This window comes from Photobacterium sanctipauli (assembly GCF_003026495.1).
GTDB classification, from domain to species: domain Bacteria; phylum Pseudomonadota; class Gammaproteobacteria; order Enterobacterales; family Vibrionaceae; genus Photobacterium; species Photobacterium sanctipauli.
In genome coordinates this window covers 1-21307 of sequence record NZ_PYMA01000031.1, presented here as the reverse complement: position 1 = coordinate 21307, position 21307 = coordinate 1, and the positions used below count along the sequence as shown (strand labels likewise).

14 protein-coding genes and 1 other annotated feature are annotated in these 21307 nt (G+C 50.6%); of the genes, 10 read left to right on the top strand and 4 right to left on the bottom strand.

Annotation, left to right across the window (positions count from 1 at the left end):
• Nucleotides 1–324: 324 nt before the first annotated feature.
• From C9I98_RS25840 to C9I98_RS25815, 6 genes are all read left to right on the top strand, one after another.
• On the top strand, nt 325–741 hold the full coding sequence (locus C9I98_RS25840) for a toxin-activating lysine-acyltransferase (protein ID WP_051901774.1): 417 nt from the start codon (nt 325–327) through the stop codon (nt 739–741).
• Between the two features lie 112 nt (nt 742–853).
• A complete protein-coding gene (locus tag C9I98_RS25835) occupies nt 854–6817 on the top strand; it encodes a beta strand repeat-containing protein (protein ID WP_107272660.1) in 5964 nt (1987 codons plus the stop codon).
• Between the two features lie 58 nt (nt 6818–6875).
• Complete coding sequence (locus tag C9I98_RS25830) at nt 6876–7172, top strand: hypothetical protein (protein WP_036818063.1); 297 nt, start codon at nt 6876–6878, stop codon at nt 7170–7172.
• A 26-nt stretch (nt 7173–7198) separates the two neighbouring features.
• The gene (locus C9I98_RS25825; protein WP_158262715.1) at nt 7199–9343 is read left to right on the top strand and encodes a peptidase domain-containing ABC transporter; all 2145 of its coding nucleotides are present in this window, start codon (nt 7199–7201) and stop codon (nt 9341–9343) included.
• Entirely contained in the window at nt 9340–10602 is a 1263-nt protein-coding gene (locus tag C9I98_RS25820; RefSeq protein ID WP_036831505.1) for an HlyD family type I secretion periplasmic adaptor subunit, read from the top strand. The genes C9I98_RS25825 and C9I98_RS25820 overlap by 4 nt, the downstream gene beginning before the upstream one ends.
• A gap of 2 nt (nt 10603–10604) precedes the next feature.
• Nucleotides 10605–12068 (top strand): TolC family protein, encoded by a 1464-nt coding sequence (locus tag C9I98_RS25815; protein ID WP_036831503.1) that lies wholly within the window; start codon nt 10605–10607, stop codon nt 12066–12068.
• 38 nt (nt 12069–12106) lie between these two features.
• Here the strand turns inward: C9I98_RS25815 and pheA are convergent, their stop codons facing one another.
• From pheA to bamD, 3 genes are all read right to left on the bottom strand, one after another.
• The gene (gene pheA / locus C9I98_RS25810; RefSeq protein WP_036831500.1) at nt 12107–13282 is read right to left on the bottom strand and encodes a prephenate dehydratase; all 1176 of its coding nucleotides are present in this window, start codon (nt 13280–13282) and stop codon (nt 12107–12109) included.
• Between the two features lie 28 nt (nt 13283–13310).
• Nucleotides 13311–13432: a sequence feature (Phe leader region), on the bottom strand.
• 125 nt (nt 13433–13557) lie between these two features.
• Nucleotides 13558–13899 carry a ribosome hibernation-promoting factor, HPF/YfiA family gene (hpf, locus tag C9I98_RS25805; RefSeq protein WP_036831497.1) on the bottom strand — a complete coding sequence of 114 codons (342 nt, stop codon included), beginning with the start codon at nt 13897–13899 and terminating at the stop codon, nt 13558–13560.
• Between the two features lie 406 nt (nt 13900–14305).
• The gene (bamD, locus tag C9I98_RS25800) at nt 14306–15031 is read right to left on the bottom strand and encodes an outer membrane protein assembly factor BamD (protein WP_036831495.1); all 726 of its coding nucleotides are present in this window, start codon (nt 15029–15031) and stop codon (nt 14306–14308) included.
• Nucleotides 15032–15170: 139 nt separating this feature from the next.
• Here bamD and rluD point away from each other — a divergent pair, with 139 nt between their 5' ends.
• Together rluD and pgeF are read left to right on the top strand one after the other, a co-directional pair.
• Complete coding sequence (gene rluD / locus C9I98_RS25795; RefSeq protein WP_036831493.1) at nt 15171–16145, top strand: 23S rRNA pseudouridine(1911/1915/1917) synthase RluD; 975 nt, start codon at nt 15171–15173, stop codon at nt 16143–16145.
• A gap of 1 nt (nt 16146) precedes the next feature.
• Entirely contained in the window at nt 16147–16884 is a 738-nt protein-coding gene (gene pgeF / locus C9I98_RS25790; protein ID WP_036831491.1) for a peptidoglycan editing factor PgeF, read from the top strand.
• Nucleotides 16885–16960: 76 nt separating this feature from the next.
• Here pgeF and C9I98_RS25785 read toward each other — a convergent pair whose 3' ends face one another.
• The gene (locus C9I98_RS25785) at nt 16961–17332 is read right to left on the bottom strand and encodes a hypothetical protein (protein WP_036831488.1); all 372 of its coding nucleotides are present in this window, start codon (nt 17330–17332) and stop codon (nt 16961–16963) included.
• A gap of 236 nt (nt 17333–17568) precedes the next feature.
• Here C9I98_RS25785 and clpB point away from each other — a divergent pair, with 236 nt between their 5' ends.
• Together clpB and C9I98_RS25775 are read left to right on the top strand one after the other, a co-directional pair.
• Entirely contained in the window at nt 17569–20142 is a 2574-nt protein-coding gene (gene clpB, locus C9I98_RS25780; protein ID WP_107272658.1) for an ATP-dependent chaperone ClpB, read from the top strand.
• 236 nt (nt 20143–20378) lie between these two features.
• On the top strand, nt 20379–21020 hold the full coding sequence (locus tag C9I98_RS25775) for a tellurite resistance TerB family protein (protein ID WP_107272657.1): 642 nt from the start codon (nt 20379–20381) through the stop codon (nt 21018–21020).
• Nucleotides 21021–21307: the final 287 nt, after the last annotated feature.

Sequence of the window (21307 nt, the reverse complement as noted above, 5' to 3'; positions counted from 1 at the left end):
AAAGCGCTAATTACGACCCGCAAGGCGCACTAGTCTTATCCACCCAGTAGTGCTGGTGGAAGATAAACCTAGGCAAAAGTGGAATCAATATTTCATATGCCTCTGGTTTTATGACTGGTCCAACCAAGAACTGTGAACTGTGAATCGAAATATAAGTAGCAAAGTGCTTCTGCTTGTAACATTCTTTTAACAGGAGCTCTGATTTATCGCTTTACGGAATATTTTGTTTCATATTTGATGTTTTTTAAGCCATGGATAAACACCTAGTGAACCAAGTTAGAGGGGAGTTATGGAATTATCAGCAGGCACAGTGACAGCAAAAAAATGCAGTTGTTAGGCGAAATGACATGGTTATTGCTGCAATCTCCAGTCCATCAGGAGTACCGGTTGTCAGCTTTGGAAGATCGATTCTTACATGCCTTGGAATTACAGCAGTTTCAGATCTTTTACGATTCTAACGGCCCGATCGGGCTCGTTACTTGGGCCTGGATATCTGAAGACTGGCATCAACAGTTGCTCGAAGCTGATCAGTGGCTGCCAGTCGGCCAATGGCAGTCTGGCTCCTTTCTGTGGTTTATGGATTTTATTGCCCCTTTTGGTCACTGCGCGCAGCTCCGCCGTGAACTGGGTAATCTTTTTGTTGATTATGACCAAGCTTGGTGCCGCCGGGTAGATCCGCAAACTGGCCAAACTCGCCTGTTTCGCCATCACCGTGGGTATAGGCCGCGGTTGCTTTCCTGAGATCGTTGAGAAGATTTTCTGAAGCAAATTGTCACAGATGTTCCCGTGGTTGAGGGAGACAAGCGGTATTGCTTCGCTCTGTAAGTTAGCCCATTGAATCAAGGAGAAAAAAATGGGAACTAAAACCTACCGGGGCGGCAATGGTAATGATCGTATCAAGGCCGGTTTAACCCATCGTAGTAAAATCTATGGCGGAGGCGGGAATGACAACCTCAGTGCCGGGCATACCACCAATACCTCATGGATTTATGCCGGTTCAGGCAATGACAGTATCGGTAACTCCAACAAGGCGGTCTGGCGGCTCAATATCTGGGATGGCTCCGGCAATGATTATGTTAATGTCGGTGCGGTGCACGTTAATATCTATAATAGCTCTGGCTCAGACTATTACCGGATAACTTCCGGCAGTAAAGCCTATGTTGAACTCGGCAGCGGCTATAAAAACGTTCATATCTCTCACCTGTTAAGCACTGCCAATATTGTCGAAAAGCACGGCTCCAGCAGCAGCCGCCGCAATATCCGCGCTAGCTCCAGTAAAACTTCGGTCACGACCGGCTACGGTAGTGACTATATCAATACCTTTGGCACCTTTTACAATCAGGTAACCAGCTGGGGCGGCCACAATACTATTCATGCTCAAGGAGCCGGGGTAAAGGTACGGACCGGCAGCGGCCATGACAAGATATATACCAGTGGCATCAGTGCTGACGTCCATGCTGGTAATGGTAACAACCGCATTGAAGTCAAAGGGCTACGCTCCAAAGCGTATACCGGCTGGTCGGGCGATAACTATGTTTATGCCGGTGGTGCCTATGCGGATGTCTGGACCGGTAATGGTAAAGATACTGTCGACTTGCGTGGAATTTATGGCCGGGCCCGGACTAACGGCGGCAATGATCGGGTCAATGTTCGCGCTGCCGGGGCCAATGTTGAACTGGGCAGCGGCAATAACCATGTTGATATCCGGGCTGGCGGCGCCAGGGTAACCGCAGGTAATGGCCATGATTACGCATATATCGGTGCCGGGGGCGCTGCGGTCAATTTGGGCCATGGCAATAACACCGTCGATTTGCGGGCCGGTGGCGGTAATGTTTACGTCGGCAATGGTAATGACAAAATCTTGGTCCGGGCACTTGGGGTCAACATTGATGCCAAAGAAGGTCATAACCACATTGATATTCGTGCCGGCGGCGCCCTGGTTAAGGCGGGAAGCGGTAATGATTACGCCTATGTCGGTGCCGGGGTGGGGTTGCTTAATCTCGGCCATGGCAATAATACGATCGATTTCCGCGCCGGCGGCGGTAACGTTTATGTCGGCAATGGCAACGACCGGATCAATGTCCGGGCAATTGGGGTCAAAATCGATGCCAAAGGGGGGGATAACCATATCGATATCCGTGCCGGTGGCGCTGAAGTAAAGGCTGGCAGCGGCAATGATTATGCTTATGTTGGGGCCGGAGTCGGATTGCTCGATCTCGGCCATGGTAATAATACCGCGGTACTCAGGGCCGCCGGCGGCAACGTGTTTGTCGGTGACGGTCATGACACCATTGATGTGCAGGCTGTCGGCGTCAAGATTGATACCCGCGGCGGTAATGACTATGTCAAAGTGCAGGCAGCAGGCGCGGAGATCAACACCGGTTCAGGTAACGATACTATCGACTCCTTAAGCATCGGCGGTCAGGGTATTAATGCCGGTAATGGTCATGATGTGATTAAAGCTTACGGCGGACTCAATTATATCTTGGCTGGCTATGGCAATAACAAGATAGACGCCCGGGGCGGGGCCAATATTATTCAGGCCGCCCACAACGATAACCAGGTTAATGTTTACGGCGGGCTGAATATTGCTTTGGTCGGTAACGGCCGTAATACGATTGACGCGTATGGCGGGGCTAACTTTGTGTTTACCGGCAACGGTCGTAATGATGTCTATGCCGCTGGTGGTTTGAATACGGTGCTGCTTGGCGATGGTAAAAATAAGGTTCGTGCTGAAGGCGGTTTAAATATCGTGATGGCCGGTAATGGCGGCGGCTCAGGGGCTTATGGTTCCGGCAAGAGAACCTGGCGCGAAACCACCGGTAATGAAATCCGTGCCTATAGTTTCGGCAATTTTATCGTCAGCGGCAGTGGCCATGACAAAATCCGCGCCGGTGGCTTGACCTCAATCCTCACTGAAAACGGTGATGACTTCGGCAAAGATACCGGGGTGCAGAACCTCAAGAACCTCGCCAATGCCACCAGCGTTGGCAATATTGTGCTGGCCGGTGAAGGCCACAATGTGGTTAAAGCCTATGGCGGCGGTAACCTGGTGCAGACCGGTTCCGGTAACGACCATATCGTGACATTCGGCTATGCCAATGCTGTGGTGGCCGGTAATGGGAGCAACGATATCACGGCCCTTGGCGCTTATAACATTGTTTGGGGCGGTAGCGGCCAGGATCACCTGCAAACAGCCGGTGACTTCAACTTGTTCATTGCCGGTAGTGGCAATAACACCATGACATCTGTTGGTACCAATAACCTGTTTATCGGTGCCGGTGGCCGTGATGATGTCCTGGCCGCAGGCGCTAATAATATTATGGTGATGGGCGGTGGCCATAACGTTGCAGTGGCAATCGGCAATAATAATGTGTTCCAGGGGGCCAGCGGCAACGACCAGTTCTTTGGCCTCGGGGCCAATAATCTTATGCTTGCCGGCAACGGTGATAACTTCCTGGTTGGTGTGGGTAAAAACAACCTGTTCTGGAGCGGTAGCGGCAAAGATACCCTGTTAGCGTTGGGCCAAAACAATATCATGCTGGCCGGTGACGGTAATAACAGTGTAATGGTCGCCGGTGGCAATAATATCGTCCTCACTGGCAGCCATAAGGATGCTGTGGCGGCGTTGGGCTCAAACAACGTAATTTCCACCGCCTCAGGACAAGATACGGTTTATGCTTTCGCCAAAATGAACTTTGTTCATACCGGGGGCGATAATGACACCGCGATCATCGGTGGTAAGAACAACGTTGCCATGATGGGCTGGGGCGATGACATCACTGCGGTTGCCGGGCAGCGTAACATTGTCATCAGTGAAGGCGGTGATGATCTGGTGCTGGCTATGGGTCAGAACAATGTGGTGCTTGCCGGCAGTGGTGATGATGTGATCACCGCCATAGGTAAAGAAAACTGGATTGCTGCTGGGAGTGGCTCGGACATCATTGTCACTTTCGGTAAGCGCAACATAGTCGCCGCCGATAATGAGATTGCCTTGTCGACGGCTGATATCGGTGAAATCAAAAAAGGTACCGGTAACCTGTTTAATGAAAAGAAGAAACAGGATGACGGTGAAACTAAGCGCAGTGATGATCCTGCCGGCAATGAACTGCTCGGCCAGGCGAAATTGGAAGCGGAGATTTCCCTCAGTGCTGATATTTCGATTCTGTTCCCTGAAATTGAATTCTCCGACCCTGATATACCGGACTGGAAAACCCCTGAACTCAATATCCCGCAGTATGATTTTGATATTCCGCCAATCCCCGAACTGAAGTCGGCGCCGGGGTATGTTTATGGCTCGCTGGGCAATTATGGTTTACCGGAAATCAGGCTACCAACCATCAGTACTCCGGAAATTGATATACCCAGCATCACTTTGCCATCACTGGCGATGCCCAACCTCAATGATTTTGGCCTTGAAGTCGATAATTTCTCGATGGATATCCACTACAGCCTGGATATCAGTTCGGGGCTGTTCGGCCGTATCGATGCGGTGGCGGCGGATCTATTTGGTTATACCTCCAATGACGGCAGCAATAGTACGATTTTTAAATCATTTACTGAGTTCTTGCCGCGAATTACCCCGGATGGTGCCTACCTTAACACTTACAGTATCCACACGATTGATGTCTCAGCGGCTGAAGCTTCAGCCCAGGCTTATAACAATGCTTATGCGCTTGATAGCGGATCTGCCAGTGAAGGGGCCGGTAACGTTGGGGCTTCTGCGGGGGAGTGGCAATCTACGGCCGGTGAGAATTATAACACTACCCCAGCAGCCGAGGGCGAGACGCAAGCAGAGAAAATAAGCTATACCACTGTGGCGTTGCCGACGATTTATATTCCTGAGTTGTCGGTGCCGGAGTTTAACCTCAATGGCTTTGACCTCAGTGGCTTCAGTGTGCTGGGCAGCACGCTCGGCGGACGAGAGTTCTTCGGTTTTGAAGTACCGGAGTTTACCGTACCTGAGTTTTCGATTCCTGACTTCAACCTCGGAGATTATATCGAAACCGATGCCCTGACGCTGGCGGCGCAGGAACTGATGTTGCCGACGTTCTCAATTCCTAATGTTGCCGGGGTGAATTGTCAGGAGCGTATACCTAAGCTGGATTTTGACTATCACTTGCTGCAGGAGAACGAACAGGGGCACTGGGGCGATGCCATGCTCGCTTTTGGCGATACCAACCGCTTGATGGGCGGCAAAGGCGATGATCTGACTCTAGCCTTCGGTAAGGAAAATGCTGTCTTTAGTGATCAGAGCAATGATCTGAGCTTGCTGGTTGGTAAAGATAATCTCTGGCGTGATATGAGCGGTAACAATGTCACCTTAGCGATTGGTCAGAACAATAACCTCTTCGGCGGTATCGACAACGATGTCATTTTGGCTATCGGCGCTGAAAATGAACTGTCGTCCGGCTCAGGAGATAACCTGATGGCAGCAATCGGTAACAAGAATACCCTCAAAGGCGAGTCAGGTGCAGGAGCCACGACTAACAATGTATTGTTTGCCTTCGGTAACGAGAATGAAGTTGCATCAGGAAATGCAGCAGGAACCCTGATGGCGATTGGTCGCAGTAACAAAGTTGAGGGGCTATTTAATGATGACATCGCAGTGGCGGTGGGCGTTGAAAATGAAGTGTCGCTCCATAAAGGTAGCGATTTGGCATTTGTTCTCGGGCTAAGCAATAAGGTTATCGGTGATACTGCTGATCCTTTCGGCGCTGGCAATGATGTGATTTTTGGTCTTGGGGTGAAGAACTATGTCGAAGTTAACGGTGGTGACGACGGTATCTTGCTGGCAGGGCTGATGAATGAGGCTTATGGTGGCAATGGCGATGACCTGATAGTGGCAACTGGCGGGCTGTCGATTGTTGCTGCCGGCAATGGTGATGATGTGGTGGCGAACCTTGGGGCCGGTAATGCCGTAACTGGCGGCCTGGGAGATGACTTTATTATCAACTTGGGGCTGGGGAACCTGACTCATGCCGGTAAGGGGGATGATCTGGTGTTCAACCTCGGGCTGGCAGGCGCGGCTTATGGTGACGAGGGGGCTGATACCTTCCTCGACTTTGGCTGGGCGACCATGGACTTACTCGACGATGCCGGACTCGGGGTGGTTAGCCAAGTATTGTCGTCCCTCACTTCGGCATTAGACACAGTTGCAGAAAGCTTCGGTGGTAGCGGTAGTGAGGCGCTGGCGGAGATGCTGAGCTTCTCTGATGAGGCACTCAATGCCGGTGGCGACGGTAATGATTTTTTTGTGTCCGGTTTTGGCGACTCCCGTGCTGTCGGCGGCGCTGGTGAGGATACCTACCTCTATACCTTTGGCAGTGGTCGGCTGGATATTGAAGAAGCCGCTAATGACAGTGATGTCGATACCTTGCTGCTGTGCAGTAATTCCAGCCAGCAAGAGTTGCTGTTGTCTATGGACAACCTGGTCCTGTCGGCGGATCGCAGCCAGTTGGATGTGGTACTCGATAAACAATCGATCGGGGTGATCGGCCTCAGCAATTGGGAAGATCAGGATCTGATTCAGCTTAATGATGGTACCAGTAGCCAGTTCTCATTCGCTGAGTTGACCAGTTACTGGGATGAACTGGATGCTGACACTGTGGCTCAGCGCCATGACTTTTCGGCCTTTGACAGCAGTGCTGCCCTGGAGCAGGGGGCCCAGGCGACGATCGACTGGCTTAATAGTGGCAGCGGATCCTTTGGTGATGTTGAGCAACTGAATGAGGGGGCTCATGCCTTGGTCGCATCGGTGGTTGATCAGTTACAGAGCACCAAACAGCAAGTAGAAACAGCAGTAGCAGCAGCTTAACTCTCAGCCAGGCTTAAAATAAGCCTGGCTTTTTTCATGGAATGATAAGGAGCAATCTATGGCTGAACAGCACTTTGTTGATGGCATTGAGAATGTCGCGATTATTGCCGGTAATGTCCGGGTCGACTTTTATACCTATGGCGTGGATCCCGAAACCAGTGGCAAGGAGCCGCCCAAGGAACATAACCTGCGGCTGGTAATGTCGCCGGAAGCGTTTTTAAAAAGCTGGCAAAGCCACAACCAGCTATTGCAAGAGTTGAAAAAGCGGGGATTGGTTACCCAGCGTGACAGTGAGCAGTCAGAGGAGCAAGTCAGCGCCGAGCCGTCGCCGGCGACTTCCCCCAACTTTGCTTAAAACAGGAGGTGTAGATGAACACCGCATTGGAAGCATATGTTCTGATAGCACGTTACCACCGGGTATATCACTCGGTGCAAACCCTGCAGCGGGAGCATGGGGTTAAGGATGATACCATGGCTCCTGAAGCTTTAGCCCTGTTAGTGAATAACAGCGGGCTGCAGGCTAAGGACTGTAAACTCAACTGGCAGACATTTCTGCGGTTGGGTAGCAGCTTTCCGGCGTTGATCCAGCTTAAAAACGATAGTTATGTGGTTGCTGCCGGGGTCAAGGCGTCAGAGCAGGGGGAACTGCAGGTACTGGTCCAGGATCCCCAGGCAGACAGCCTTGAATTGTTGGCGATTCCGGAAAAACAGTTCCGCCGTAACTGGCAGGGCAGGGTGATTTTGGTAAAGCCTGTTGGTGACCCGTTAACCATTGAGCAGCCGTTTGGGTTTCGCTGGTTGTTTCAGCAGTGCCTTAAGCAGCCGTTACTGCTCAATGAAGTATTGGTGATTTCGTTATTCCTGCATTTGATTGCGTTTGTGGTGCCGATGTTTTCGATGGTGGTGTTTGACAAAGTCATCGGCTATCAGGGGTATTCGACCTTGCAGGTGTTATTTATCGGCGGACTGGTGGCCTTGGTCGCTAGTGCTGTATTGGCAATCTTAAGAAATCTTCTTATTTTACATGCGGTTGCCAGGCTGGATATTGAAATTGCCCACCTGACCTGTCGGCGAATGTTAGCCCTGCCGTTGGTTTTCTTTCAGCAGGTTGCTGCCGGTAAGCTGGCAAAGCAGGTCCAGGAAGCCAGCAGTATTCGCGAGTTCATCACCGGTAATTTGCTGTTTACGCTGATTGAAGTGAGTGCCGTCGTGGTACTGTTTCCAGTGATGCTGCTGTTCAGCCCGACGCTGAGCTGGCTGGTTGTCGGCTTTTCGATATTGATAATCTGTAGTTTGCTGGTGGTATTACGCCCTTACCGGCAACAGCTGGAAGCCCTCTATCAGGCCGAGGCCGAACGGCAGTCATTGATTGTCGAAACTGTGCGCGGTATGGAAACCATCAAGAGTTTGGCACTGGAGCCTCAGCAACAACGGGATTGGCTGGCGACCACGGCCAGCGTGGTCAAGTGCCAGCATAAGGTCGGGCGTTGGAGTGGTTATATCAATGAAATCAGCGGCTTTTGGCAAAAAGCCATGACCCTGACCATTATCTGGCTCGGAGCTCAGTTAGTACTGTCCGGGGATATGACCATCGGTACCCTGATAGCGTTTAACATTATGGCGGGCAGGATCGCCGGGCCTCTGGTTCAGCTGGTGGGGTTGGCGAGTAAATACCAGCAAACGGCTATCAGCGTTGATATGTTGGGCCGGGTACTCAATTGTGCGCCTGAACGGTTGCGTACCGGCGGCATCACCCCGGTGGTTGCCGGAAAGATCCAATTGGAAGACGTGAGTTTTAGTTACCAGCCCCAACAGCCTCCGGTACTCAAAGAACTCAACCTCACCATCCCGGCGGGCGAAAAAGTCGGTATTGTCGGACCGAGCGGTTCAGGTAAAAGTACCCTGACCCGGTTATTGCAAGGCTTTTACCAGCCAAATCAGGGCTATATCCGGATCGATGGCAGTGATCTGCGGGAGTATGACTTGCCTTATTTGCGCTCGCAGATCGGGGTGGTGCTGCAAGAAAGTTTCCTGTTCCGTGGGTCGGTGCGGGATAACATTGCCAAAGCGCGTCCAGATAAATCCCTCGATGACGTTATCCAGGCCGCCAAACTCAGTGGCGCAGATCAATTTGTCGAAGCCCTGCCCCAAGGGTATGACACTCAACTGGAAGAAAATGCCACCAACCTTTCCGGCGGACAGAAACAGCGGCTGAACTTTTCCCGAGCCCTGCTCGATAACCCGAAGATTCTGTTGCTTGATGAAGCGACCAGTGCCCTGGACGCTGAAAGCGAGCAACATATTCTGGAGCGGCTTAATCAAATTGCCCAGGGACGGACGCTACTCAATATTTCTCACCGGTTGTCGAGTATGCCTCGGATGGACAAAGTGCTGGTCTTGGATCAGGGGCGGTTAGTCGACTTTGCTCCTCATGGCGTGTTGCTCAAACGATGCCAGCTCTACCGCCAGCTGTGGCAGCGGCAGTTTGCTGGAATCCTTGAGACGGCTCAAGAGGTGGCGTTATGACCAAACAACAAACGCCGCTACCGGCGGAGATATTACCTGAATGGGAGCAGTTACGTCGGTATCGGCCAACCCGGTTGCTGAGGACTGGGGTATGGAGTCTGCTCGGGCTGGTGGTTTTGGTCGTGATTTGGCTGTGCCTAGCTCAGGTTGATACTTTTGTCGTGGCTAAAGGCCAGGTCAAAAAAGGCGAACTTCTGGCGGTGTTGGATAACACGGTTTCACTGGCGGATGTTAAGGCACTCGAATATCAGGTTAAAAGTGCTGAGGCAAGGATCCGCCGCTTGCAGGCAGAGCTGGATGAGGAGGCGACGTTTGATGCTTTTCAGGTTGGTCCACAGCAAAGATTAGAAGCAGCGTTGTATCGTGCCCGTCAAGCAGAGCTGGAAGCATCATTAAGCAGCAAAAAGCAGCAACTCAATAGCTTGCAGCTGAGAATGGAGAGCTTAAGGGGGGAGCGTTCAATTGTCACTGAGCAGGTGGTGTTGCTCGGCCAGTTGGTAGGCGACAAAAAACAGCGCTTCCAGCAAGAAAAAGATCAATTTAGGCGTCAGGGGCCGCGTAAAGAAGAGTACTTTACGGCTCAAAGCCAGTGGTTGGAAGCAAGAAGACGTCAGGCTGCCATAGAAAGTAGCTTGGTCGGCTTAGCGGCTGAAGTCAGTAGCACGCAAGCCGGTATTGAGCGTTTCCTTAGCCAGAGAAATGCTGATACCTCGTTGCAGCTCGTTGAGTCAATCCGAGAATTTATTGAGCTTAAACAGCAGCTGGTCGCTTCTCGGGAGCGGCTACGGTTAGTGAACATTTTCGCCCCATTCGATGCCATCGTGTTGCGATATGCTGATAAAACCATAGGTACCCGGGTCAATAATGGTGACTTTCTGTTTGAGCTGGTACCGGTTGACAGCCCGATGGAAGTGGTGGTGGATCTTAATCCGGCAGATATCAGTCAGGTCGTACCCGGTGACCCGGTGACCATTAAGCTGGATACGCTACCATTCACCAAGTTCGGCACCTTGTCCGGGGAATTGCGCCAGGTGAGTGAAGACACCTTGGAGGATGGGGTAAGTGGTCGTAAGACTTTGACTTACCGCGGTTGGATCGACATTCTCAGCCAGGAACACCTTCGCCAGCTCCCGGATGATTTCCGCCTGCAGCCAGGGTTGACCTTAGAAGCCAATATTAATACCGGTCAACGCAGCCTGATTTCTTATCTGTTGTATCCGATAGCCCGGGCCTTGGATGAAAGTTTTCGGGAGCCGTAGCCATGCGTAGCAGAGTACTTTATTTGTGGCTGCTCTTGCTGTTGTCCGGGTGTGCAGTCCAACCGCAGCCGGTCACTGAACAGGAGATCAGAGAACGGGTTAATGAGCAGCACCGTTATCTGGTATTGCGCCGCCCGGCAGCTGGTTCCGCACTATCACTGAGCGATGCGATTGTACAGGCTTTGCGGCATAACCTGGAGCTGGAGCGTTCGCGCCTGCAGTTAATGATTGCCGATACCGAACTGGCCAATACGATATATAAACAACTTCCGGCTTCTAATCTGACATTCAACCGCTCGATTCGTAACAATGATGGCGGGGAACAGTTTGATCCCACGCCGCCGGATCGAGACCGCCACTCTGGCTCGGCAGCAGTTTATTGGTCGGCACTGGATCTCGGGCAAGCTTATCTCGAAGCACGGCAAAGCAGTAATGATCTGCTCAAGGCCGGTGAACAGCAGCGGCGGGTGGCTACCCGTATCGTTCGTGAAGTCATTTCGGCCTATTTGACAGTCGCGACCCTAGAGCCGGTGATATCGCAGTCGAAAGACCTCGAGAGTGGGATCAGTGCTAGTTTAGCCAAAGCCGGACAGTTGGCGACCAGTCAGCTGATTGATCCGGTGCAGTTGCTGGAATATCGCGAGCAGCTTTTGGGATTAAAGATTCAGCTCAAGGATATGGAGGACAGTTATTTGCAGGCGAAGCAGCGCTTGGCAGTAATAGTTAATGCACCGAGCCTCAATATAGAGCTGGCGCCAAATTCGCAGTGGGCACCGCTCCCGGAAATCGGTAATTACCCGGTTGAGCAGTTGGAGCAGTTCGCCTTGTATGCCCGATCGGAGCTGCGCGAGTCGGATTACCGGATTCGCAATGCCCAGCTCGAAGTCAGGCGCACTTGGCTCAGTGCCCTGCCGAACGTTCAGTTTGGTGCATCTTATCACTATGACTCCGAGCCGACGCTCAACAATACCGAGTGGGTTCAGGTTGATCTCAATATCGCAATGAAGCTGTTTGAATTGCTCGCTTTGCCGCATAAGATCCGTGAAATGAATCAAAGAGTTGAGCTGGAGAAATTATCCTCGGTGGTGCTGGCCGTGTCAGTGCTCGATCAGGTACGAGAAGCCAACCTTGTTGTTCATGGCGAAAAGCGTCGTTGGCAGCTTTATCGACAGCGTTCGCAGTTGCAACATGAGATCTCTGTTATCAAGAGCCAGCGGTTAAGGTACGGGCCAATGGATGAGTTGGATGCTTTCCGGGCGCAGGTTGACCTGGTTGCGGCCCAGTTATACCAGGCCCGGGCGTTTAGTCAGTACCAGTCGGCAGTACTGCAGTTGTTGGAGCAACTAGGCGTCGATCTGTACCCTTCTGCTGCGCCGATAGGTTCGCCGGAGCAGTTGCGTAGTGCCGTGGATGTCTGGTTGGCGACTTTGCCCGGAACGGTCGCCGAGCTGCTGGCTCGAGTATAACCGGTATGGCAGAGCCGTACCGGTCAGTCGGGTGAGGATTAGTCGTTGAGTTCGACTTCGGCCGGGGTAACATTTTCGCTAGGGTAGCAACCCAATACCTTAATAAAGCGGGTTAGGCGGGTTAGCTCTTCCAATGCCTCCTGCATCACGTCCGACTTCAGGTTAGCTTCGACATCGACATAGAACATCTCCTCCCAAGGGTTACCGATCACTGGGCGAGATTCTAGTTTAGACATGTTGATGTTCAGATTGCGCAATACGAGCAGACACTCAACCAATGAACCGGCTTTCTGGGCCGTGGACATGATCAGGGTTGTTTTGGCCGGAATGAGCGAGGTTACTTCCACCGGCTTGCGTGCCACGACGATAAAGCGGGTGAAGTTCTCTTGCTGGTTGGCAATGTCACTTTTCAACGGCGTTAGCCCGTACAGTTCACCGCTTGATGCGTTACCGATAGCTGCGACATTGGGTTGTTTTAGCTCGGCGACCAGCTTCATCGCCTCTGCTGTGCTTGAGCAGTACTCTTGGGTGATGCTGCCCATAGAATGCAGGAATTCGCTACATTGCTGGTGCGGTTGCGGGTGCGAGTACAGGGTGTCGATTTGATCTAGGTTGGTATCGACAGCTGTCAGTAGGCAGTGCTCGATTGGCTGGGTGATTTCCCCGACGATGGACAGGCTGGTGTGCTGCAGTAGGTCGTATACCTCGTTGATTGAGCCCGAGCTGGTGTTTTCAATCGGCAGTACCCCGTAGTCGGCATTGCCTGTTTCGACTACGTGCAATACATCACGGAAGGTTGAGCAGCTGATCTCGACGAGTTTGGTTTGCTTTTTACTGAAGTAGTTGCGGCTAGCCAGGTTGGAGTATGAGCCCTTTGCGCCAAGGAATGAAACACGGGCAACAGGCTGCAGGCTTTCAGGGTTAGTTAACTTCTGAAGGTAGGCTTGCTGGAACAGTACCGAGTCCTCGATGATAGCGTGGAATATCTGGGTAACGTATTGGGCGTCCAGCTGCTGTGCTTTACCTGTCTCAATCAGTCGTAACAGTAGCTCTTGTTCACGCTGCAGGTCGCGAACAGGTTTCGCTGTTTGGATTTTACTTTTGGCAACTTGAAGGCTTACCTGGCGGCGCTCTGCAAGCAGCTTGATAATTTCATTGTCGATACGGCTGACATTTTTCCTGATGTCGTCCAGTGAATACTGAGGTTCGGTCATTGTAGGTCCCTGTCTATCTGCAACTGGTACAAAAAAGCCCCCTTGGTTAAGGAGGCTGTCTGTTCGTCTTTAGCTTATTTCTTGCGTAACGAATAGCCCCCACTAAGGTGACATAAAAAAGAAGCTAAAGAAAAACAGTTGGGTAGGTTGCATAAATTAAATCTGATTGTTTTGTGTTAGGTATGACTCAACATTATTCAGCCAGCCAAGGCTTGTCAAGCAGAAACTAATCAGCCCCGCATGGGCGGGGCTGATTGTCGAATTCCTCTATGTAATTATGCTTCGGTCTCTTCTTCTTCAACCGCTGGCTTGTTGCTGTGGCTGGCACGACGAGAAGCGGGTTTGTGAGCCTGTTTGTTAAGCTGGCGTTCTAGTTTTTGGAATACCTCAGTAATTGCACCGTACATGTCATCTTGCTCTGCTGAGGCGACGAGTTGACCTCCCGGAATTGCAGCAGAAATCTCAACTTTAAATTGACGGTTCGGCTCGGTGCTAATGGCAGCTTGTTGGCTGATAAATGGTACTTGGTATTTTTCTAACTTCTTGAATTTAAACTCGATACGCTCACGGATAGCAGGGGTGATATCTAGGTTTTTGCCGGTAATGTTTGCTGTCATAATTATCTTTCCTCTTTTGCTACCCTTCGTTGGGTTGACTTCAGATTACTAAATTCAGGATTGGATATTGTGATCCATATCACAGTTACAACCTCGCAATAATATCCAGAAAAATTCTGTGATCTGGCTTTGCTTGTTGCAAAAAAGTTTGAAGAAAATACTTGTAGTCGGTTGGAAAGTTACGGCAGTATGAAGGAATAGAGAACGCTGGTGGCTGGTGCTATTCAGGGGTTTAATTCGATTTATAACAATAGCTTGAGTGAAAACTGACCGTCTAGGTAGCTAGCCTGAAAGGCCATTTCCTGAGCGGTATACCTCATCAATACCTCATAAGCGTTGAAAAAAATTTAACCATAAAAAAACAGCAGCCTTTTGGCTGCTGTTTTTTTATCTATAAGGTTTTTGCCTACTTTGGATTTAACGCAATCAGTTTGCGGGTGTTCTCAAGCGGTGTCGTTAACCCCAGCTGTTCATATGCAATAACCATGTATTCCAACGATTCGCGTGCTGCATGCGTGTTCGGGAACTCACTTTGGATTTTTTGGGCGCGGTTAACTGCTGCGACCCAAGCTTCACGGCGGATGTAGAAATCGACGGCTGCCAACTCATATTCAGCCAGGCGGTTTTTCAAAAAGACCATGCGCGCTTGGGCATCCGCGGTGTAGCGGCTGTTAGGGTAACGCTCCAGCAGTCGCTTGAAGTCGCGGAAGGCTTTACGCGCAGGTTCAGGATCGCGGTCAGTACGGTCGATATTGAACAGGTCGTGCATAAAGCTACGGTCCTGCGCCATGCTAGTCAAACCACGCATGTACAGTACCCAGTCTGCCTTTTCATGGGCTGGGTTCAGGCGGTTGAAGCGATCGATGGTGGCTTCACCCAGGGCAAGATCATCATTTTTATAGTAGGCATAAATGAGATCGAGCTGAACCTGCTCGGAATAGGCACCGAACGGATAGCGGGAGTCTAGGGTTTCCAATCGCTCAATAGCCGTCGTCCAGCTGCCGTTTTGCAGCGCTTGCTGAGCGGTGGCATACAGCTCGGACGGCGGTACATCAGGTACAACTTCTTCAGTGCTTGAACAGCCTGAAAGAATGGCAACGGCAAGCAAAGTCGTGATTGTCAGGCGTTTCATTGCGGTGTCTGTTTCCTTGATAAAAATTTTATTTCTGCTGATCCATTACGGTTATGACCGTTAACAGATACAATGACACTATTATGTTATTTTACGCAGCGTTTGACGTTTAGTCCCACGCTTTTTAAAAAAGTTCGCTATGGCACAGCAGATAGAGTTAACAAATACGGTAAAAGATAGCCAACTAGGCCTGCGCCTAGACCAGGTTATTGCTGAATTATACCCTGATTATTCCCGCTCGCGGATCAAAGAGTGGATTCTTAATGGCATGGTTTCTGTCGACGGAACGGTGACAACCAAGCCTCGTAGCAAAATGATGGGTGGTGAAGAGCTACTGATCAACGCTGAAATCGAAGATGAAGTGCGTTGGGAAGCCCAAGACATTCCGCTGGATATCGTTTATGAAGATGAACATATCTTGGTGATCAACAAGCCGCGTGACTTTGTCGTGCACCCAGGTGCGGGTACCCCAGACGGTACCGTGCTGAATGCGCTGCTACACCATTGCCCGGATTTGGCCGAAGTACCGCGTGCGGGTATCGTGCACCGTCTCGATAAAGACACAACAGGTTTGATGGTGGTAGCGAAAACTATCCAGGCTCAGACTCGTCTAGTTCGTGCCCTGCAAAAGCGCAAGATCACCCGTGAGTACGAAGCGATTGCGATGGGTAAAATGACCGGTGGCGGTACGGTTGAAAAGCCGATTGGCCGCCATGCGACCAAGCGTACGTGTATGGCCGTTAATGAAATGGGCAAGCCCGCGATCACCCATTACCGTGTGGCTGAGCATTTCCGTGAGCATACTCGTATCGTATTGCGTTTGGAAACCGGTCGTACCCACCAGATCCGCGTACATATGTCTTTCTTGAATCACCCACTGATTGGTGATGCAACCTACGGTGGCCGCCCCCGTCCACCTCGTGACGCATCAGAAGAGTTGATCCAGGCACTGCGCGCATTTGATCGCCAAGCACTTCATGCACGAATGCTTCGCCTTGATCACCCAATTACCGGTGAGCTGATGGAGTGGCGCGCACCGTTGCCAATTGATATGGTGGCGATGATTAACATCCTGCGCAACGACAAAGAAGCACACAAGGACGACGAGTACTAATATGGTTATTTTCCCCGACTGGCCGGCGCCAGCAAATGTAAGGGCCGCGACAACAACACGAGTTGGCGGCGTGAGTGAAGCGCCGTACCAAGGCCTGAACCTTGGTGCCCATGTTGGGGATGACCTCGCGCTTGTCAATGCCAACCGTGGCAACCTACAAAGCCACCTACAGCTGGCGAATGCCCCCCAATGGCTTAACCAGATCCACAGCACGGTAGTGGTTGATCTTGAAACCCCTCTAGTCGAGATCCCTGACGCGGATGGTAGCTATACCCAGCGCAAGGGGTTGGCCTGTACCGTGATGACGGCAGACTGTTTGCCGGTGATTCTTTGCGATAGAGCGGGCACCCAGGTGGCTGCGGTACACGCGGGTTGGCGCGGCTTGGTGGATGGCATTATTGAGGAAGCCATTGCGAGGTTCTCTGGTGATAAATCAGACATTCTTGCTTGGATGGGGCCGGCTATCGGGCCTACGGCATTTGAAGTCGGCGGGGAGGTAAGGGCGCAGTTTATCGCTGTTGATGCCGCTGCCCAGCAAGCCTTTAAGCCTGTGGCGGACAATCCGGATGACAAATGGCTGGCTGATCTTTATATGCTAGCGACCCAGCGCCTGAATCGTGCAGGGGTTAACCAAGTTTTTGGCGGTCAGTATTGTACCTTCAGTGATAGCGAACAGTTTTACTCATATCGCCGCGATGGTGTCACTGGCCGACAGGCAACGCTGATTTGGCTTGAATAGCCACACATCAGCCCTGATAAACATTCAAAGCCCTTGTCGCGGCCTGCTGACAAGGGCTTTTTTGTGCGCAGTAGAATTAGTTCAGCAGGGTAATGTTCATCGGGCTAGGGCTCGATAGTTCGACGATTTTCGCGCCATACGGCACGTTATACACTTTGTAGCCGTTATCTGCTGAGCGGTAAAAACGTTGGTTAACGGTATCGTGCAATAAGACAATGCCGTTGTAGCTAACCGTTCTTAGCATCGCGTTCTGGATAATGATGATGTTGCCTGGTTGGGGGGTAGCATTGCGACGGTTCTCGATACGCGCTTCTGTTCGGTGCTCTATTCTTGCCTCTTGGCGGGCTTCTTGCCTTTTTTCCTGGATATCACGTTGGGCTAACACCGATGATGAGGTGGCTAGTGCGGTGATAGCGATCGCCATGGCTGTTAGGTGCTGCTTGTTCATAACGAATTTCCTTTTATATCGAATGCTGTACCATTAGGTGGTATGGCATTCGATAAAACATTGTCAATCACCGGATGGGTACCTCACTCGAAACAGATGAAAGCGCTGCCAAAGTGCAAACTCTTGGCGGTTTGTTATGTTGTTTTACTATCGCGGTGGGATCACAAATAGTTCGAAGTGCTTGAAAGCGTCGATTGCTGCCTCCATATGATCATTAAGAAGACAGAGGAGGACTTATGCGTCTTGACCGTTTTACTAGCAAATTCCAGATGGCGATCTCTGATGCTCAATCGCTAGCATTAGGGCGGGACCATCAGTACATCGAACCTGCCCACTTGATGGTGGCACTGCTTAATCAGGATGGCAGCACTATTCGTCCATTGCTGACGTTGCTGAATGTCGATGTGACCCAGTTGCGTTCGGGGCTTGCCGAGTTGCTAGATCGTCTGCCGAAAGTGAGTGGTATTGGTGGCGATGTCCAGCTATCCCATGGCATGGGGATGCTGTTCAACATGTGCGACAAGCTGGCACAGAAAAGAAAAGACAAATACATTTCCTCAGAGCTATTTATCCTTGCGGCTGTTGATGACAAGGGGCCGTTGGGGCAGCTACTGAAAGAAAAAGGCTTGACCGCAGAGAAGGTTGAGCAAGCTATCGAAAAAGTTCGCGGGGGCCAGAATGTTGATGATCCCAATGCCGAAGAGAATCGACAAGCGCTGGAAAAATTTACCATCGATCTTACCGAGCGTGCAGAGCAAGGTAAGCTTGACCCTGTCATTGGTCGTGATGATGAAATTCGTCGCACAATCCAGGTATTGCAACGCCGGACTAAAAATAACCCGGTGATCATCGGTGAGCCGGGGGTTGGTAAAACCGCCATCGTCGAAGGATTAGCCCAGCGAATTGTCAATGGTGAAGTGCCTGAAGGGCTGCGCCATAAACGTGTCCTGTCGTTAGACATGGGGGCATTGATTGCGGGGGCGAAATACCGCGGTGAGTTTGAAGAGCGATTGAAATCCGTACTTAACGAGCTATCGCAGGAAGAAGGCAGCATTATTCTATTCATTGACGAGCTTCATACCATGGTCGGCGCCGGCAAGGGCGAAGGCTCAATGGATGCCGGGAATATGCTAAAACCTGCGCTGGCCCGCGGTGAATTGCATTGTGTTGGCGCAACAACGTTGGATGAATACCGCCAATACATTGAGAAAGATGCCGCACTTGAGCGCCGTTTCCAAAAAGTGCTGGTGGATGAGCCGACGGTTGAAGATACCGTGGCGATCCTTCGTGGCCTGAAAGAGCGCTATGAGTTGCACCATCATGTTGAGATCACCGATCCGGCGATAGTTGCAGCAGCAAGTTTGTCCCATCGCTACATCTCGGACCGCCAGCTGCCGGACAAGGCAATAGACTTGATCGATGAAGCGGCATCCAGCATTCGGATGCAAATCGACTCTAAGCCAGAGTCGCTCGATCGCCTTGAACGCAGGATCATCCAGCTGAAAATTGAGGAGCAGGCGCTGGTCAAAGAGGATGATCAGGCAAGCCAGAAGCGCTTGAGCGGATTGCATGAAGAGCTTGAAGCGAAAGAACGTGAATATGCTGAGCTTGAAGAAGTGTGGAATGCTGAGAAAGCAGCATTATCCGGTACCCAGCACATCAAGACTGAACTAGAGCAAGCCCGTATGGACATGGAGATAGCCCGACGAGCCGGTGACTTAAATCGCATGTCTGAGCTGCAATACGGTAAAATTCCTGAATTGGAAAAGCAGTTGGATCTTGCTGCCCAAGCTGAAATGCAGGAAATGAGCCTGTTAAAGAACAAAGTGACAGATGCTGAAATTGCGGAAGTACTTTCTCGCCAAACCGGTATTCCTGTAGCCAAGATGCTAGAAGGCGAGCGCGATAAATTATTACGGATGGAGGAAGAGCTGCATAAACGCGTGATTGGCCAGAATGAAGCCGTCGATGCCGTGGCGAATGCAATACGCCGAAGCCGAGCTGGCTTATCAGATCCTAACCGTCCAATTGGCTCGTTTTTGTTCTTGGGCCCAACAGGGGTGGGTAAGACCGAGCTTTGTAAGTCATTGGCAAACTTTATGTTCGACAGTGAAGATGCCATGGTACGAATCGACATGTCCGAGTTTATGGAGAAACACTCGGTGGCCCGCTTGGTTGGTGCTCCTCCTGGCTATGTTGGTTATGAAGAAGGTGGTTATCTCACTGAAGCGGTACGCCGCCGTCCATATTCAGTTATCTTGTTGGATGAAGTTGAGAAAGCTCACCCAGATGTGTTCAATATCTTGCTACAAGTGCTTGATGATGGCCGTTTGACGGATGGGCAAGGGCGTACGGTGGATTTCCGCAATAGTGTGGTCATCATGACATCCAATTTGGGTTCTGATCGTATCCAAGAGCACTTTGGTGAATTGGATTACGACGGTATCAAGAATACGGTGATGGAAGTGGTAGGTCACCACTTCCGCCCAGAGTTTATCAACCGTGTTGATGAAACTGTGGTATTCCACCCTCTGGGTGCCGAGCATATTAAGAATATTGCGAGTATTCAGGTTGCGCGTCTCGTGAAGCGGCTTCAAGAGCGCGACTATCAATTGGAATTAGATGAAAGTGCGCTTGATTTAATTTCTGAGGCTGGGTTCGATCCGGTGTTTGGTGCACGCCCGCTTAAACGCGCGATTCAGCAATATATCGAGAATCCACTGGCCCAGGATATTTTGTCTGGCAAGTTTGTTTCGGGAAGCCCGATTACTGTTTCGGCAACAGATGGCCAGATAGAAGCAAAGCAGTAAACCGTCCTTTTGTTAATCGCCAAGCCCCTCTTTTTCGTAAAGATTAAGAGGGGCTTTTCTTTGTATGTATCTCTTTGCAGCTATTTACATAGCTTTACTTGGTATTCATTTAATATTCATCAATAAAAGAATAGTCTTGGAAAATTGCTCCTAGTACCGATATTCACTTTTGCTGTTTATCACTGGTAACTCAATTTTAAGTCGCTTTTTGAAACCAGTGCAGCGAGGAGGGAAAGATGAAAAGTATGATGGATAAATTGCTCAATCAGGCGAGTAAGTATATGGAAGGGGGAAGTAGCAAATCAGGCTCTTCCAGTGACTTGCTAAAGGGCGCAGTTGGAGGTGGATTAGTCGGCACTTTGCTAGGTAATAAGAAAAGTCGAAAGTTGGCTAAAAAATATGGCAAGAAAGCAGCCGTTGTGGGTGGCACTGCACTAGTTGGTACACTGGCGTATCAAGCATATAAAAAGTATCAACATGACCAGCCTGAATCTGGTGGTGATGCGGCAGAGCCAGCACAATTGGAACAAGCCAGTAGTAAGGATGGGCTATTAATCCAAGCAATGGTGTTTGCTGCCAAGTCTGATGGCCATATCGATGATAGCGAACGGGCAGCAATCACCAATTGGATGCATGAGCAACAATTAGATCATGATACTGAGTCGTGTATACAGCGATGGATTGATGAACCTTTAGATCCAAGTGTTATTAGCGCCCAAGTTGAAAACATGGCGCAAGCCTCAGAAGTATACCTAGTTTCTCTGCTGGCTATAGATGTCGACCATTTTTTGGAGCGCGCTTACCTTGATGAACTCGCCAAAGCATTGGGGTTACCACCAGAGTTGGTAAGCCGAATAGAAGAACAAGCGGAAATCTAGTTTGTTTTTTGCTCTGGAATAAACTTATTGGTCAATAAGTGACCGGTTGGTTTGTTTTGGCCACATTATTTATTTTTAAGTGTTGCCAAACCCAATCAAGTCTCTATAATGCGCCTCCGTTGTCACGGCAAAGCACTGAAATAGAGCGGTTGTGGCAAACATTGTTCTTTAACAATTTGACCATGCAATCTGTGTGGGCACTCGTGAAATGATAGTCAAAAGATTTATCAATGAAACTGAGTGACCAATGATACTTTAAGTATCCACAGTCAATTCATTCATTACTT